The 15,011-nt window shown below is 64.2% G+C and carries 13 protein-coding genes and 1 pseudogene; 3 read left to right on the top strand and 11 right to left on the bottom strand.

The annotated features are described in order from the left end of the window. The first annotated feature begins 991 nt into the window (after window positions 1-991). Window positions 992-1,444 carry a nucleoside diphosphate kinase regulator gene (gene rnk, locus V7050_RS00950; RefSeq protein ID WP_324374177.1) on the top strand — a complete coding sequence of 151 codons (453 nt, stop codon included), beginning with the start codon at window positions 992-994 and terminating at the stop codon, window positions 1,442-1,444. A 70-nt stretch (window positions 1,445-1,514) separates the two neighbouring features. Here rnk and V7050_RS00945 read toward each other — a convergent pair whose 3' ends face one another. The 7 genes from V7050_RS00945 to V7050_RS00915 form a co-directional block, all read right to left on the bottom strand. Continuing rightward, a complete protein-coding gene (locus V7050_RS00945) occupies window positions 1,515-3,224 on the bottom strand; it encodes an HAD hydrolase family protein (protein WP_324374179.1) in 1,710 nt (569 codons plus the stop codon). Window positions 3,225-3,545: 321 nt separating this feature from the next. Next, window positions 3,546-5,078 (bottom strand): FAD-dependent oxidoreductase, encoded by a 1,533-nt coding sequence (locus V7050_RS00940; RefSeq protein WP_324374181.1) that lies wholly within the window; start codon window positions 5,076-5,078, stop codon window positions 3,546-3,548. 157 nt (window positions 5,079-5,235) lie between these two features. Then, window positions 5,236-5,916, bottom strand: a complete 681-nt coding sequence (locus V7050_RS00935) for a hypothetical protein (RefSeq protein ID WP_324374183.1) — start codon at window positions 5,914-5,916, stop codon at window positions 5,236-5,238. A 301-nt stretch (window positions 5,917-6,217) separates the two neighbouring features. Beyond that, on the bottom strand, window positions 6,218-6,469 hold the full coding sequence (locus V7050_RS00930) for a DUF488 domain-containing protein (protein WP_324410175.1): 252 nt from the start codon (window positions 6,467-6,469) through the stop codon (window positions 6,218-6,220). Between the two features lies 1 nt (window position 6,470). Then, on the bottom strand, window positions 6,471-6,932 hold the full coding sequence (locus V7050_RS00925) for a c-type cytochrome (protein ID WP_324374186.1): 462 nt from the start codon (window positions 6,930-6,932) through the stop codon (window positions 6,471-6,473). Window positions 6,933-7,063: 131 nt separating this feature from the next. Then, window positions 7,064-8,833, bottom strand: coding sequence for a GMC family oxidoreductase (locus V7050_RS00920; RefSeq protein WP_324374188.1), 1,770 nt, complete (start codon window positions 8,831-8,833; stop codon window positions 7,064-7,066). Window positions 8,834-8,856: 23 nt separating this feature from the next. Beyond that, a complete protein-coding gene (locus tag V7050_RS00915) occupies window positions 8,857-9,618 on the bottom strand; it encodes a gluconate 2-dehydrogenase subunit 3 family protein (RefSeq protein ID WP_324374190.1) in 762 nt (253 codons plus the stop codon). Window positions 9,619-9,773: 155 nt separating this feature from the next. On the opposite strand from V7050_RS00915, the gene V7050_RS00910 reads away from it, so the two are divergent. Together V7050_RS00910 and V7050_RS00905 are read left to right on the top strand one after the other, a co-directional pair. Next, window positions 9,774-10,628, top strand: coding sequence for a LysR family transcriptional regulator (locus tag V7050_RS00910; RefSeq protein ID WP_324374192.1), 855 nt, complete (start codon window positions 9,774-9,776; stop codon window positions 10,626-10,628). Window positions 10,629-11,308: 680 nt separating this feature from the next. Continuing rightward, window positions 11,309-12,067, top strand: coding sequence for a GreA/GreB family elongation factor (locus V7050_RS00905; protein WP_324374194.1), 759 nt, complete (start codon window positions 11,309-11,311; stop codon window positions 12,065-12,067). Window positions 12,068-12,650: 583 nt separating this feature from the next. On the opposite strand, the pseudogene V7050_RS00900 reads toward V7050_RS00905, so the two are convergent. The 4 genes and pseudogenes from V7050_RS00900 to V7050_RS00885 all read right to left on the bottom strand — a co-directional run. Beyond that, window positions 12,651-13,113 (bottom strand): annotated as a pseudogene (locus tag V7050_RS00900) (transposase); the annotation flags it as partial. 495 nt (window positions 13,114-13,608) lie between these two features. Then, window positions 13,609-14,088: a nitronate monooxygenase gene (locus V7050_RS00895; RefSeq protein ID WP_324374195.1), complete on the bottom strand. Its 480-nt coding sequence runs from the start codon at window positions 14,086-14,088 to the stop codon at window positions 13,609-13,611. A gap of 195 nt (window positions 14,089-14,283) precedes the next feature. Continuing rightward, a complete protein-coding gene (locus V7050_RS00890) occupies window positions 14,284-14,646 on the bottom strand; it encodes a DUF488 domain-containing protein (RefSeq protein ID WP_324374197.1) in 363 nt (120 codons plus the stop codon). Between the two features lie 22 nt (window positions 14,647-14,668). Then, a complete protein-coding gene (locus V7050_RS00885; protein WP_324374199.1) occupies window positions 14,669-14,998 on the bottom strand; it encodes a carboxymuconolactone decarboxylase family protein in 330 nt (109 codons plus the stop codon). Between the last annotated feature and the right edge of the window lie 13 nt (window positions 14,999-15,011).

Below are 15,011 nucleotides of genomic sequence, written 5' to 3'. Positions count from 1 at the left end.
CTTCATTCGATCAGTGGGAGATCACGAAAACCCCGGACGAGGTCAGGCCATACCGGCCAACCCCACCGGGGTTACCGGCGGTTCAGCAGCTTTCCCGCGAAAAGCAGGAACCTCGCATGAAGGCTGAACTTGGTCATGATGCATATGTAGGACTTGCGACTGAGCCTTTCAACACCCGCCGCGGCGGGGTGCAACCTTTCAGTACGAAAGCGCCCATGTCTGAACCACGCGTTGAAGATGCCGCCCGCGGGCGGCAACGGCGGCAACACTGACGTCCGCGGGCGATTGACTAATGCTGGGCGCGTGCCTAACTCAAAGGCCATGTCGGCATATGCAGATCATTTCCGGTTGCTCCTGCTGAACCGCCCGCTTCCCCGGGCGGTCTAGGCGCGTTCGCGCCTGTCGTACCGACCGGGGCCTCCTCACATTCCTTGAATGAGCCCATGACGCCAGTCGTCCGAAGAGAAGCCATGTTCAGCATTCGCCGTTTGCGGCTTTCGAGCCCGCGAAGACTCGTCGGCCAGGGGACGCCGCGTCGCAGGTGGCCATGTTGCCTGACGCCGACCACCGGAATCTCCCGCTGCATCCTGAGACATGCGAAACGGAAGACGATCAGACCCCGCCCGTTCTCGCCCATGTCCTGCTGCACAAGCTCACCTCATCCGGACCGCCCAGACGTACGGTGCCCGACGATGTCGTGGCCCGGGGGATGCCATGTCAGCTGTTCGATCGATGGCACCCAGTTGCGGACTGGCTTTCCGTTGCACAGGGCCAGGAAGGCGTTGGGCAGCGGAGTGATGCCGGCTTCCTCGCTTCTAGGTGCGACCTGATTGGGACGCGGGTCGGAGAACGCGCGCCGCTTCTGTGCGACGACGGCACGATCAGCGCGGTAGCCGTTCTGAAGGTCACTCGTCCCTCCTGAGCCGAAGACCGCTCCCCTCCGGATCCGTGCCGGGTTCGTGTTGCAATACCCGTTAAAGGAAGAATACCAATGGAACCTCATGTGACCCAGGCAGCCAGGAAACGCCGCACACGCGCTCCCGGTATCGTCATCAGTTCAGCCGACCTCGCCCATATCGAAGCGCTGGCGGACGGCGCCATGAAGCGCAATCCAGCGCTGGCGGACCGGCTTCTGGATGAGATCGGACGCGCGCGCATCGTCGCGCCCGCTAAGATGCCGAAGACTGTCGTTTCGATCGGCAGCACCGTGACCTACCGGGACGAGACCACCGGGCTCGAAAAGTCCGTGACGCTGGTGTTTCCGGAGAATGCGGATATCGCCCATCAGCGGGTATCCGTGATGACGCCGATCGGCGTGGCGCTCCTAGGGCTGGCCGAAGGCGCCGTCTTTTTCTGGGACACGAACGACAACCAGCGCCGGACACTGACGGTGATCCGCGTCGAGCAGCCCTCGGCCGCCAACGTCGATGCGGGCGGATCGTGACGCGATCCGCGACGCTGCACTGGCTGCGAGCGACTCCCCGCGGATCGGGTCGGCCGCGCTTGCTCGCCGATCAGTCTGGCAGGGTATAGCGCGCGTTTATCAGTTCGCAGATGATCTCCCGCGCTTGCCATGAGTCGATGTCGGAGCGGCGTTCGATCCGCTCGGCTTCGGCAGCAAGGTATTCGTCCCTGATTGCATGGCGAAACCAGCTGGAATAGTCGCCGCGGCGGAGATGGTATGTCCACGTCTGCTCGTCGATTCCCTCGGCGATCTGACAGAATACGACGAGATTCTGTGCCCGCAGGTTGTGGCTGCCAGTGGGACCGCGAAAATAGAAGCTGTGCCATCGCAGGTTGCCTTCCGCGTACTTGCGATGATGGCGAAGCCGCTCCGACCGGTTCGGCAGTGTCCGAATTGCGAACGGTGGCCGGTTGTCGGCCAGGGTCCAGGTGACGACATGACCCGGCTGGTGAACGAGATCAACAGGCCACGCGAGTTCCTGATCAGTCGCTTGGGCAAATCGCGTGAGTGTCTCCTCCGGCCTCGGGCCTACCGCGACCACGACATCGACCGGCCTGAGGATGTCGCGTGCCACATGCTTGGGATGGACGGTGACGAGGATCGTTTCGTGGAGCCGCAGCGGCAGCACGGACGCGGTATGCCCCCATGTGCTCGGCAGTAAGTGATGCGCTTCGTCCACGATGATCCAATGTGGTCTGCCGGTGCGGGCCCGCATGGCCTGGAGACTTGGAACCAGCTGTGCAAAGAATCCCGGCCGATCTTCCAGCGTGGTTCCGAGCAGATTCACACTGACGTTGACAGCCGGATCTTCCAGAATCGCCAGGACTTCGTCGATGCTTGGCGTGCGCCGCTGATTTCCGATGGCAACGACATTCCGGATGGTGCCGTAGTCGCCCTCGGGATCGAGTATGCACACCTGGTAGTCCTTGGCGATCAGGCGCTCAATGATCCCGGCGGTGAAAGTGGACTTGCCGCACCCTGAAGGACCCGCCACCAGGACATTGTGGCCGTATGGCGCAAGAGAAACGGCAGCTCCGTCCACGCCTTTGCCAAGGGTGATCCAATGCTGCGGAAGCTTGCCGCCCATTCTCTCCAGATCGCTCGCGATCAGTTCGTCGATGAGTTCGACCACTCCGCCGCCGTTAGGTGCGCTCGTCGCGAAGGCGGTGATTTCCTTGATGGACAATGCGGCGTTGGACACAGCCACGGGGCACTCACACTGCACGAGGAAGGAATGATCGTTCTCCGCGTCACCGACCCCCACGACCTCGTGGCGCGAGAGGCCTAGTTCGCGGAGCGCGTGCTGCAGGCCGGTTCCTTTGTTCGTGCCCGCCGGCAACAGCATTACCGATCCGCGATTCCCGATGACCTGCACTTCGAGACCCAGGTTCCAAACGACATCCTGGACCGCTCTGCGGTGCGGTTCGTGCGTTGCGATCAGGACCTCGCCGATCTCCAGGGGTTCGACACCAAGCGCCTTCAGGTCCTTCACCAATGCGTCAGGCGGCGGGTCGGCAAGTAGCCTGACCTCCCGACTCGCGGGAATGTAGAGCAAAGCGCCGTTCTCAGCGACGATCATTTCGAAGAGCTGCGGTCTGGGGCAGACGGTGAGAAGGTCGTCGAGCCGACGGCCAGTTACCAGAATGACGCGCCGTCCGGAAACCCGCAGGCGTTGCAATGCGGATTCGGTGGTCGCCGACAAGGTGTCGTTTTCGGCGAGAGTGCCATCGAAATCGGTGACGAGTGCAAGATATCGCATGTGCGGCGGGCGTTCCAGGGCAAGATGAAGCGCGTAGCCCGCCAGGAGCTTATGCGACCTGTCTTCGCTGTCGCAAGCGCCGCCGCTCCAACTCCGCTTGCGCGTCCAGCTTCAGGTAGCTGAACGCCTCGCTCCGCCGTGACTATAAGACCGCGCGCCGCGACGCCGATGCTGCCGCAACTTGGTTCGGGGAATTCAAGCCCGTTCTTCCACCTACCTGGCGCGCCCATGGCGGCGCGCCGGCCAAGGCTCGCCCGGAATGTGACCTATCTGAAGCTTCTCAGGCCCTCCTGACCAAAATTTCGGCGCGCGACGTGAGCCTTAGGCGGCTGCGTCCCGCTCCATCTTGACCTCGGCCTCGAGGCTTTCGATATCCCGGCGGATCGTGGCGACGGCGAGCGTCCGGTCGCGGCGCTTGAAGAGCAGCGAGCAGTCCCTGGCAGCAATTTCGCCATCGATCTCAAGCGTGTCCCATGCCTCGGCGTGGCCGACGTAGTTGATGCGGAGGTCGTAGTGGCGGCTCCAGAAGAAGGGGATGGCGGTGTGCTTCTCGCGGTAGCCGAGCATGTTGAGAGCCGCCGTCTGCCCCTGGCGCTCGGCAACCACCCAATGCTCGACGCGGATCGCATCACCGCCGCGCGGATCGGGCCACCGTGCGATGTCGCCGGCGGCGAAAATCCCCGGGACGCTCGTTTCGAGATAGGCGTCGACGACGACGCCGCGGTCAACGGTAAGCGCCGCCGCCTCGGCCAGCCGGATCCGGGGACGCACCCCGACGCCAAGGACCACGAGATCGGCCTCGAGCGTGTCACCGCCCTTGAGCTTCACCTGCTTGCCGTCGATGGCGATAGCGGTGTCCTCGAGGTGGAAGACGACGCCGTGTTCCTCGTGCAGGGAGCGGATGAAATCGCCCAGCTGCGGACCGAGGACTCTCTCCATCGGCCGTGCCTCGGGCGCCACGACGTCGACCTCGATGCCGCGGGCGCGCAGTGAGGCCGCGACCTCGAGGCCAATGAAGCTCGCGCCCATGACCACCGCGCGGCGCGCCGTCCCGGCAAGGTCGATGATCGCCCTGCAGTCGGCAAGCGAGCGCAGCGTGCGGACGTGCGGCAGATCGGCTCCCGGGATCGACAGCCGGACCGGCTCGGCGCCGGTGGCGAGCAGGAGCCGGTCGTAGGGAACGCTGCTCCCGTTGGCGAGCCGGACCTCGCGCGAGCGCAGGTCGACGCCGGTGGCGTCCGCACCTAGCCACACATCGATGCCGTTCTTGGCATAGAACCCGCCGGAGCGCAGGGGCATCCACGCCTCGGGCGCGGTGCCGGCGAGGTAGTCCTTGGAGAGGTTGGGCCGGTCGACGGGCAATGCCTCGTCGTTGCTCAGCATCACGATGCTGCCCTGGTAGTCCGCGCGCCGAAGCTGTTGGGCAGCGGCGAACCCGGCAGCCCCGCCACCAACAATTACGATTTTCCCCGGGGCATTCTCGATGACGCCGCGGGGCGGGCGCGTGGGTGCCGCCTTCTTCTCGCCGACGAAGACCTTGCCATCGCGCTGTGTCACCGACCAGCACGCGACCGGGCTCAGCGCCGGGGCGCGCAGGGCCTCGCCGGTCCGCAGATCGAAACAGGCGTGATGCCAGGGGCAGCGGATGGTGTCCTCCACCACAAGCCCGTCGACGAGAGGACCACTGTAATGCGTGCACTCGGCCGCGATCGCGTAGATCTCGGCCCCGTGCCGCACAAGCAGGACCCGGGAATCGCCCACATGGCCGACGAGCTTCGCACCGTCCGGAAGCGCGGCGAGCGCGACGCCCTCTGCCAGGTCAGGTCCGGTTCGCTTGGAATGCTCTTGAGCCATCGACTCCTCCCCGGCGTTGCAAGGATCGGGTTGCCGCGTGCGAAGGGCCGCACCGGACGTGGCCCCACCCGTAGCCGGCAGGGACCGAAAGTGTGACGGAGACTCGTTGCCTCCGTCGCCGTTTGTCGTAGCATGCCATCCCCACGCGCGGGTCCGGTCAGAATCGCTCCGCGAACTGCTGGGCGAGCGCGTCCGCCGTTGCATCGGCGATGACGTACATGTGCTGCGTCATCTCAGTCCACGTCCGCGCCTCTTCCAAGTATTCCTTGCCGAGCAACTGCTGGATCTGGGCGATGTGGTGGCCGCCATGCGCCTGCAAGAGCCCCTCGACGGCGTCCTTCGGCAGGTACGGGTTTGCAGTGCTCAGGAAATCGGCGATCCCCGTCGCATTGCCGAGCAGCATCGCCGTCGCGTCGGATTGCTCGCCGGTGTCCCCAGCGACGGAGGCATCGAGATAGGCCTTGACCGCGCCGTAGTGTCCGGCGAGCAGTTCGAAGAACTGCGCCCTGGCATCGGCCCCGTAGAACGGTTCAATCGAGGCAGCAATCGCCTGCGCATTGGCGACGACCTGAACTTCGGCCGCGTCCTGCGCGGCTGCATCGCCGGCGAGTTGGGCGACCACGACGTTGCGGACCCAGAAGACGTGACCGATCCAGAGATCGCGAAGCACCGCCTTGGTCGCGTCGACCTCGCTCTGGTCCGCCGTCGCCGCGGCGAGCACGACGGGCGCGTGGTCGTGCGCCTGCGTCTCCAGTGGGCTCTGCGCGTTCGCGGGCTGCGTCAGCAGTATTCCGAACGTCACGGATGCTGCGATCGTCACCAATCTTACTATTTGCATGGGGAGAGCTCCTGTTTGTGAGAAATTGCCAGCCTTTGCTCGAAGCCACGAACCTGCGCTGCCTATCCCTTATGTAACCGACCCATGCATCATGCAAACGAATATTATTACCAGTTAAGTGCATAATTTTTGCATCGTTCATGTGTCGCGAGAGGCCTGCGCCGCGAAGACCGCGGCCAAGCGCAGCACGCAGCGTCATCAGGACGTCTCGGAGGACCCGGCATCGTTGTCCAACTCATCCCGGGCGGCGTAAACGAGGGTTATCGTGTCACCGCGCTCCAGGTCTCGTAGTCGGTCAAGGTCACTGGATTCCGGCGCAGTTCCGTTGCAAAGCGTTGGTGAAACTCCTCCCATCAGGCGGGATCGTGTCCGAACCATTTCCGCAACTCGTGCTGGGCGACAGGTCTTTGACCCAATGATCGATTGCCGCATCCGCCCTTTTGACCCCACGCGGCCAAAGCCGGTCGACCAGGACCCGTGTCCCATCCTCGGCTGACGGGCTTGCATAGGCGCGCTTCAGCCTGACGTTCTTGGCCGCCACCCCGATACCCATTTCAACGCTCCTGTGCTTGCGCTCCATTTCTATCCGTCGAGCCATCCTGAGGCTCAGGCGGCGTCAGGCGGCCCTCGGCGTCAAACGTCCCCAGGTAGGCGATGACGTCGGCGATATCCTGGTCATTCGGGAGACCGGGAAAGCTCATCCTCGTCCCTGGGGCCAGCTTTCGCGGCGCCCGGAGATACGTGGTCAGGGTCGCTTCATCCCAGACCAGCCCTGAGTCCCCGATCGCCGAGGAATACCTGTAGGTGGGATTCGTTCCCGCGGGCCGTCCGACAACTCCGTTCAGTGCAGGGCCTACACCGTTTCTGGCGTCGGGGCCGACCTTGTGACAGGCAAGGCATTTCTTGAAGACGGCGGCGCCGACCTCGGCATCGCCGGCAGGCGGTTTCTCCTGCGCCTGGGCCGGCCCGATGAGGCCAAGAAAAACAGTCGCGACTGCAAAGAGGACAGACTTCATTCCTCTTCCCTCCGAATATTCGCGGCAAGTCGCCATGAGCCGACCTCCGAGCCCCTTCGGTGTGCAGGCGTAACCTCGGACGGGCCTGGAGGCTGCCGGGCCGAGGTTTCATTGGGCCGGTGGGCTTTCCATTAGGCCTGAACCAGCGGACCGGGGTTCTTCAGATACCGGTTCTTGATCGCGTCGGCGGCCCAGTAGGCCAGCGCCCCGACCGGGCCGGTCGGGTTCTTCCCGGCGTTCTGCGGGAACACGCAGGCACCGGTGACGAACACGTTCGGGACGTCCCAGGCCTGCAGGTACCTGTTCAGGACGCTGGTGCCGGGATCGGCGCCGAAGACCGCGCCTCCGGTGTTGTGCGTGCTCTGGTACGGCACGATCGAGTAGGGCACCGGCGAGATGTTTCGATCGACCCTGGCGGCTCCCATCTCCGTGGCGATGGCGACACAGATATCGGCCTGGCCGTTCATCAGCTTCACCTCGTTGTCCTGGAAGTCGAACGTCATGCGCAGCAACGGGCGGCCGAAGGCGTCCGTGTAGGTCGGATCGAGGCTGAGGTAGTTCTGCCGGTAGGCCATCACTGCGCCCTGGTTGCCGACGCTGGTGGTATGATCGTAGTGATCGACAACCGCCTTCTTCCACCCGCTGCCCCAGCGCGGCGTGCCGCGCGGCGTGGGGTGATACTGGATCGGCCGGGCGCCGGAATTGCTGCAACTGATGCCGCCGCCGCCGATGTAGCCAGCCTTCTCGAAGTCGTAGCTGTCGCCGTTGAAGTCATCTATGCAGGTGCCGAGCGCGCCGGCGCCCATGAAGTGGTTCATGATGGTCTTCTCGTCGAAGAACGCCGTCGCGCCGCCGCCGCACTGATAGGCATAGTTGCGACCCACGACGCCCTTTCCCGTGGCCGGATCGTAAGGCACGCCGATGCCCGAGTTCAGGAGAAGGTGGACGTTGCCAAGCGCATAGGCCGACAGAATGATCAGATCGGCAGGCTGTTCATATTCGCGCCCGCGTGCGTCGAGGTACGTGACGCTCACCGCCCTCTTGCCGGTCGCGTCGAGATTGACCTTCAGCACAATGGCGTTGGTTCGCAGCTCGAAGTCCGGGTTCTGCATCGCCAGCGGAATGACCGTGAAATGCGGGCTTGCCTTGGCATTCGCCTCGCAGCCGAAGCGCTCGCAGAAGCCGCAATAGTGACACGCGCCGAAGGCCACGCCGTCGGGATTAACGTAGTCCTGCGAAGCGTTGGATGCAGGATTGGGGAAAGGATGATAGCCGAGATTGCGCGCCGCCGTCTCGAACATGACCATGCCCTGGGCCGCGATCAGCGGCGGGTTGGGATACTCCGCCGCGCGAGGTCCTTCGAATATGTTGCCCCCGTCGACCCTCTCGCCGTTGAGATTGCCGGCCTTTCCCGACGTCCCGCAGGTCTTCTCGAACCGGTCGTAGTAGGGTTCGAGATCGTCGTAGGTGATCGGCCAGTCCTGCAGGTTCATGTCCGCCGGGATGATCCTCTCGCCGTACCTGTCGACCGTCCTGGAACGGGCCTGATGGTCCCATTCGAGCCAGCGCCACGTGACGCCGTTCCAGTGGACCCCGGCCCCGCCGACGCCGCTGCCCGGGAGGAACGAGCCGAGCTGACGCATCGGCAATGCGGTCTGAGAGTCGTTGTTGCGGAAGGTGATGGTCTCGCGTCGGACGTTTTGCATGAGGTCGTGACGGGCCGCGTAGCGCAGCTCGTCGTGGATCTGCGGGTCGAGAAAGTCAGGATTGGTGTCTCGTGGCCCGCCGCGTTCGAGCGCCACGATCTTCAGGCCGGTGGAGGTAAGCTCCTTGGCGATGATGCCGCCCGTCCATCCGAGGCCAACGATGAGAATGTCGACGGAGTTCAGTTTGGTGGTCATTTTGCGTTCTCCTTGCCCGCCGATCAACTGAGATCCGCGATGCCCATCGGTTCGACCGTATAGGGCCTGTTCCGGAAGGGCTCGATCTTGTCCATGTACATCGCGCTGGCGCCGGGAAAGCCGATCATCTTCCAGGCGGCCTTGTCCTTGTTGCCGCCATACATCGGATCGGCGAAATAACCTTCGACCGTCAGCTGAAGCAGCAGCCCGAAGAACGTCGCCAAGGGCACCGTCGTAAGCTCGATCTTCTCGTCTTCCAAGTCGGTCAGGACTGCGATCCGATCCTGCTCCGAAAGCGCGCTGAAGGGCCGCCGGTAGGTTTTCTGCGCATGGGCATTGATGTCGGCGATGCCGGCCCTGATCAGTTCCGCAGGTGTCATGAGCAGCTGATAGCCCTGCTGCGGCGTTCCCTCGCCGAACGGACCTTCTAGATACAGTCGATCGCCTTTGCCGTAGGCACCGGCCATCTGCCGGTCGATGTATGTCGCGACGCCGAGTTCCATGGCGCCCGGCCCGACTGTATCGCTGGGGATGAGCGTGTCGATTGCCGCTTCGATGAAGGCGGACTCGTCTACATTGAAGAACTGGTAGGCGGCGGTCGCCGGGTCCGGCCGGGAGAGCGCCGCGGCCTCGGCATGCATCGCGTGACTGGAGTTGACCGCGGGCTCCGCGGCGGACGCGGCCTCCGTAGGCGGCAGGGCGCCCGCTGTGGCCCCCGCAGCCGCGGCCAACGCGAGGAAATTGCGACGATCTACGTTGCTTCCGCCTTGAGCTTGCTTCGGCATCGTTTCCTCCGTGGCCGCTGGCCCGCAACGCAACCGGGGCTTACCGCCCTGCCAGGGTCCGTCGCATCGATCTACCGCTTAGTTGCACCGACAAACCCATCAAGCAAACGAATTTTAGTGGCACTTCAGTGCAACATTTATGCTAGGTATGATTCATGGACACCGAAATCGTCAGAACATTCTTAGAAATCGTCTCGACCGGCAGCTTCATCCGCACCGCAGAACGGCTCAATGTCGCTCAGACGACCGTGAGTGCGCGAATCCGCACGCTCGAGGAGCGTCTAGGACGATCTATGTTCGTGCGACACAAGGGTGGCGCTTCCCTCACGCCCGCCGGCGAGCAGTTCCTTCGCTACGCCCCGACGTTCGTGCAGCTGTGGCAGCGCATGCGTCATCAGGTGGCGGTGCCGCCGGGCCATAGCTCGTTGCTGATAATCGGCGGCGAAGTGAGCCTTTGGCAGCCGCTTGTGCTCGACTGGATGTCGTGGATGCGACGTTCGCGGCCGGACATCGCCCTGCGCATTCACATCGACGTGCCGCAGGACTTGATCAATCAGGTGGCGGCCGGATTGGTCGACGCCGCTGTGATGTACGCGCCGCCGCATCGTCACGGCGTGAGAGTCGACCTGCTCCTGGACGAAAAGCTCGTGCTTGTGACGACTGATCCCGAGGCCGGTCGCGTTGACTCTCCGGGCTTTGTTTCCGTGGATTGGGGCCCGGAATTCGCGCGTGAGTTCGGCTCGAGCTTTCCCGACGCCACAGGCCCCGGACTGTCCGTCAATCTCGGCCCGCTCGCGCTCCGCTACATTCTTGCAGCCGGCGGGTCCGGCTATTTCAGGATGCACGCGGTGAAGCCCTACTTGGCGTCCGGACGACTGCACCTCGTGCCTGGCATGCCTCAGTTCTCGTACCCAATTTACGCAGTGAGTTCTGTCGATGCGGACGATTCCTTGCTTGGTCCGGCCTTGGCAGGCCTGCGTGAGGTCACATCGGCTGGGACGCCCGCCTGATCAGATGTACCGGTGGAACTGGCGGCGCGGGATCATTCGGTGAGTTGGATCGTGTCACAGGCAACAACCGGCAGCGTCACGTTCCCCGGCACATCCGGCAGCGACTGCACCGAAGCCGGCACTCGATCCCTTCCGGAACGCCGTGAATGATTACGACGCTACCCATGCGCTCTGCAGTCATCTCTTCGGACACCACCCCGACCGAATTCCACGTCGGGTCATCGCCGCGGAGAACGGTCGCCCCTATCTATGCCTTCAGCACTGCCGAAACGGGTGGTACTGAGGATTGTCGCCGCCGTCGGGTTCGGGATGAGCTTGACCTTCTTCCTGCGGCTGGTGATCTGAGCCCCGGCGCACGCGCCCGGTCCGCCTGGTCTGCCTAGCGATTGCAGTGTTTGCCTCGGAAGAAAAAAAAGCGCTTGCCACCTCCAGATCGGCAAGAAAATGCCAAGCCTTCCGAAGAACTCACGAGGGCTTGAAAATACCCGAAGCCGGGGCTATCTCTCCATTTATGTTGCAGGGTAGACGTAATATTTGGACTCCGCGGTTCGCGGGCCCGCTCCTGAACCGCTCGCTTCCCCGAGCGGGGTAAGGCGTCCGCGCCCATCCCCGTTCGGGGCTCCTCCACCTTCAAACGTCAAATTTGGAACGGACGACTCAAGCGTCGCTCGGGGGATGTCATGCGCGCACTCGACAACTTCAACTCTCACATCACTGTATCACGGCCGCTCATGCTCGATGCTGCCCATGTGTCACGGCTGAACATGCTCGCGTCCGAGCCGCTCTACGGTGCGGCTCGGCTCGCCAGCTTCTTGCGCAAGGAAGCGGCACGGTTGGTAGTCGTACCTTCGCACGAGATGCCCGACGACGTGGTCAACATCGGCTCCGACGTGATCTTTCGGGACGAGGCCACCGGCCACGTCTACTCGGTGACGCTGGCAATGCCGCAGGACGCCGACATCGGCGCGCGCTGCGTCTCGGTGCTTACGCCGGTGGGTACGGCTCTGATCGGACGGGCGGAAGGAGCGGTCATCGACTACGAGTTCCCGGTAGGTACGAGCCGGTGTCTGACCATTCTGCGCGTCACCAGGCATGTGCCTGAGCAGTACGATGTCGCGATCTCTCCGCGCGAGCCAAGCGGCCGGACGAGCGGTGCGGCACGCGATACGGGGCGTTCCGCAGCCCGCCGCGGAGATACCGGTAGAGCAACCTTCATCCGGCGCGCCATCGCCGCGGCCTTGCGACGCTACCAGCGCGCCAAGGCAATCGCCCAGTTCGAAGGCATGAGCGACCATCTGCTCGCGGACATCGGTGTTTCGCGCCGCGACATCCCGCAGGTGGTTGACGCTATGATCGAAGGGGGCGCCCGCGGCCCCTCGGCGCCAACGCCGCTCCAGTCGACCGAAGCACCCGGCGATCAGCTGCGGCGGGCTGCCTAACTGGTCTGTTCCCAACTCGGGGTCCGGGCATTGCCGCCGATGGCCAGACCCAGACCAAGATCCGGGTTGCGATCCCGCAACCCGGATCCGAGCAGAACTTCTTCAAGAGGAGCCGACCAATGCTTTCAGCAGCAGACTTTTCGGAGATCTTTCCCTGGATCTCCGGACGACCCGAGCACGTGCGGGGATCTTCAACCAGGCCATCCATGGCGAATTGCGTCGCAAGGTGGGAGGACGACGGCGGGCGAACCTTGCGTTCGTCCGATGTGAGGCGGCCAGCCGATGAACCGACGGTGCCGCACTTGGAACCTGATCCGTGGGTCCTGCCTCTCGCGGCTTGTGCGATACCTGCACTCGCCATTGCAACCATGGCTATTGTGATTGCAGCCTGTATCGCGCAATTGCGATGACGGCACGGTCGCAACGCCACGCTGTTGCCATTGCCTCAGCCAACACAGCCAAAGGAGTGAATGGGACGCTCATACAGCGTTGCTTGAGTGGTTTGATCGGCCGCGATTCCGAATCCGCAGGTCACGTCCGTCAAGCTGGTGGAATTTCCGGTGTAGCCGATGGTGTGCATCGGTCAGGCGGCCTCTGTTGTAATGCTTAGAACGGGGTCGGTCTGGACGGCATCGATCTGCGCGAAGGCCCCACCTGCATGTAGCGGTGCTGGCTCTGCCACTCGTCGTTCTGCTCGAAGAGGACGGCACCGATGAGGCGGATGATGGCCTCCTCGTTGGGGAAGATGCCGACGACGTCCGCGCGCCGCTTGAGCTCCTTGTTCAGGCGCTCGAGCGGGTTCGTGCTGTGAAGCTTGGTCCGGTGCTGGCTGGGGAAGCTTATGTAGGCGAGGACGTCGGCCTCGCTCTCGTCCATGAGCGTCGCGAGCTTGGGCCAGCGGCTGCGGAGTTGGTCGGCGACGTGGCGCCAGGTCTGGCTTGCGCTGTCGCGATCGGGCTGGTTGAAGGCCTGGCGGATCGCCGCGGCAACGACGGTGTGCTGGCCCTTCGACACGTGGCCAGGGCATTCCTGATCCAGTGCACGCGGGGGCTGTTGAAGAAGCTGGCGTCGGGGGGTCTGGTCGGGTCCGGCTGTGTGGGCGCGGCAGGGCAGTCGAAGGGGCTGCGGACCGACGATGTGGGATCGGCAGGCCGACCTGCTGTAGAATCAGGAGCAAGACCGCGAGCAGAGCGGCCGCAAGTCGCTTCAGGTTGACTGCCGCCTCGGCCCGAAGCCGTGCTGCTTCGGCGGCCATGCGTTTCAATCGTAGGCCCGCCGGGCAGACGTCGTCGATGTGTCTGGCGCCCCGCCCGGAATAGAGAGCCATCGCCTCGAGGTCGCCCTCGGTGGTCCGAAGGGGCGAATCCGTGCTGAACCGAAGGCGCGGCAGATCGCCGTCGCGGGCAATTACTTCCCGTGGAAGCCTCTAGGGGTCGTGGCCCGTGAGCTGGTCGCCGAGCACTGCCGTGACGCTGTTCTGCAGGACGCGCACCGCTGCGCCCTTTGGCCAGTTCAGGACAAATGCATCGGTCAAGACCGTGTCAGATCCATCGGACTCGACAATGCGCTTGTGGTAGTCGTGGGCGAAAGACTCGTCGGTGGCGAGGAAGGCGGTAACACTGAACGCCGGCGAAGCCGGCCGAAAGGGCGGCGGCAAGGCCGGCGCCATCCGTGATGCCGCCTGAGACCACCACCGGCAGGCGGGTTTCGTCCATCACCTGCCGTGCGAGATCGAACGCGCGTGTCCGTCCATGCACATGGCCGCCCGCCTCGATCCCCTGCGCGATCAGGGCGTCTGCGGCCGCGGCTTCGGCTTCGCGCGCTGCATTCTGCGTGCCGATCTGGTGAATAACGAGGCACTCTGCAGCCTTCACACGTTCCACGGCCTTCGGGACAACGTCCCAGAAGAAGGAAAACGCCTCGACCCCGAGGTCGAGGCAGCAGGCGATCTGCGCGTCGAGCAGGGCCGGATCGGTGGCGGCCGGGATCAGGTTGACCGCGAAGGATCGGGGTGGCGGCACGTAGCGCCAGCACCTCCCGTTTGATTAGGTCCGGGGGCTCGCGCACCATGCCGATGGTCGGGTAGCCGCCTCCGCCAGCAACCGCGGCGGCGAGTTCCCAACGGGCGACGCCCCCCATTCCGGCCAGAAGAACAGGGACTTCGCAGCCGAGCAGATCGCAGAGCGGGGCCCGGAGCAGCGGCCAGTCGCGTTCGGTCAAGAGGTTCCCTCCCGAGCGAGCAGCCCGCAAAGGTGATCGCGCAGGACGACGGCCTGATTGCGCTCTCGGTCCCTGGCGGCGAACAGCAGCGTGACATTTCCTTTTCGGCACCATTGGAGGCACCGTTCGACCGCTTCGGGGTTATCTCCGAGCTCCGACAGGTAGCGGCGGCGGAACTCCGGCCATTTGTCCGCGTCGTAGCCGAACCATTTGCGAAGGTCTGACGACGGCGCAACCTCACGGATCCAATCGTCGTGCTCCAGGTCCACCTTGGAGATCCCGCGCGGCCAGACGCGGTCGACGAGAATCCGTGCGCCGGTCGTCTCGCCGACGTCGTCGTACACCCGCGCCACGCTCACTTTGCCTCCAGATGCCACAGGGTCAGTCCTCGTCCATCAGCTCAAGCGCCTTGATCGAATGGGCGTAGGCCGCGCCGGCGCGCATTTCGGCTGCGACCCAGACCGACTCCATGATCTGTTCGTTCGTCGCCCCCGCCCGGCGCGCCGCCTTCACGTGGCCCTCGATGCACCAGGGACATTGCGTGACGTGCGCCACCGCAATGGCGATCAACTGCTTCGTACGGGTGTCGAGAGCGCCGTCGGCGAAAACGGCCTTCGAGAATCCCCGAAACGCGTCCTCGGCATCAGGGGCCAGCGCCCTGCGGCGCTCGGCCGTCTCACGGGTGGGCCTGGGAAAGCGGAGGTCCGACATCGGCGCCGCCCTT

The organism is Amaricoccus sp., assembly GCF_036846665.1.
In the GTDB taxonomy this organism is placed as follows: Bacteria; Pseudomonadota; Alphaproteobacteria; order Rhodobacterales; family Rhodobacteraceae; genus Amaricoccus.
Note: the sequence above shows the minus strand (reverse complement) of the source record. Positions and strands in the feature narration are given on the sequence as shown.

Coding starts and splice junctions, on each gene's coding strand:
- rnk (WP_324374177.1), top strand. CDS start 992: ATGGAACCTCATGTGACCCAGGCAGCCAGGAAACGCCGCACACGCGCT.
- V7050_RS00945 (WP_324374179.1), bottom strand. CDS start 3,224: ATGCGATATCTTGCACTCGTCACCGATTTCGATGGCACTCTCGCCGAA.
- V7050_RS00940 (WP_324374181.1), bottom strand. CDS start 5,078: ATGGCTCAAGAGCATTCCAAGCGAACCGGACCTGACCTGGCAGAGGGC.
- V7050_RS00935 (WP_324374183.1), bottom strand. CDS start 5,916: ATGCAAATAGTAAGATTGGTGACGATCGCAGCATCCGTGACGTTCGGA.
- V7050_RS00930 (WP_324410175.1), bottom strand. CDS start 6,469: ATGGGTATCGGGGTGGCGGCCAAGAACGTCAGGCTGAAGCGCGCCTAT.
- V7050_RS00925 (WP_324374186.1), bottom strand. CDS start 6,932: ATGAAGTCTGTCCTCTTTGCAGTCGCGACTGTTTTTCTTGGCCTCATC.
- V7050_RS00920 (WP_324374188.1), bottom strand. CDS start 8,833: ATGACCACCAAACTGAACTCCGTCGACATTCTCATCGTTGGCCTCGGA.
- V7050_RS00915 (WP_324374190.1), bottom strand. CDS start 9,618: ATGCCGAAGCAAGCTCAAGGCGGAAGCAACGTAGATCGTCGCAATTTC.
- V7050_RS00910 (WP_324374192.1), top strand. CDS start 9,774: ATGGACACCGAAATCGTCAGAACATTCTTAGAAATCGTCTCGACCGGC.
- V7050_RS00905 (WP_324374194.1), top strand. CDS start 11,309: ATGCGCGCACTCGACAACTTCAACTCTCACATCACTGTATCACGGCCG.
- V7050_RS00885 (WP_324374199.1), bottom strand. CDS start 14,998: ATGTCGGACCTCCGCTTTCCCAGGCCCACCCGTGAGACGGCCGAGCGC.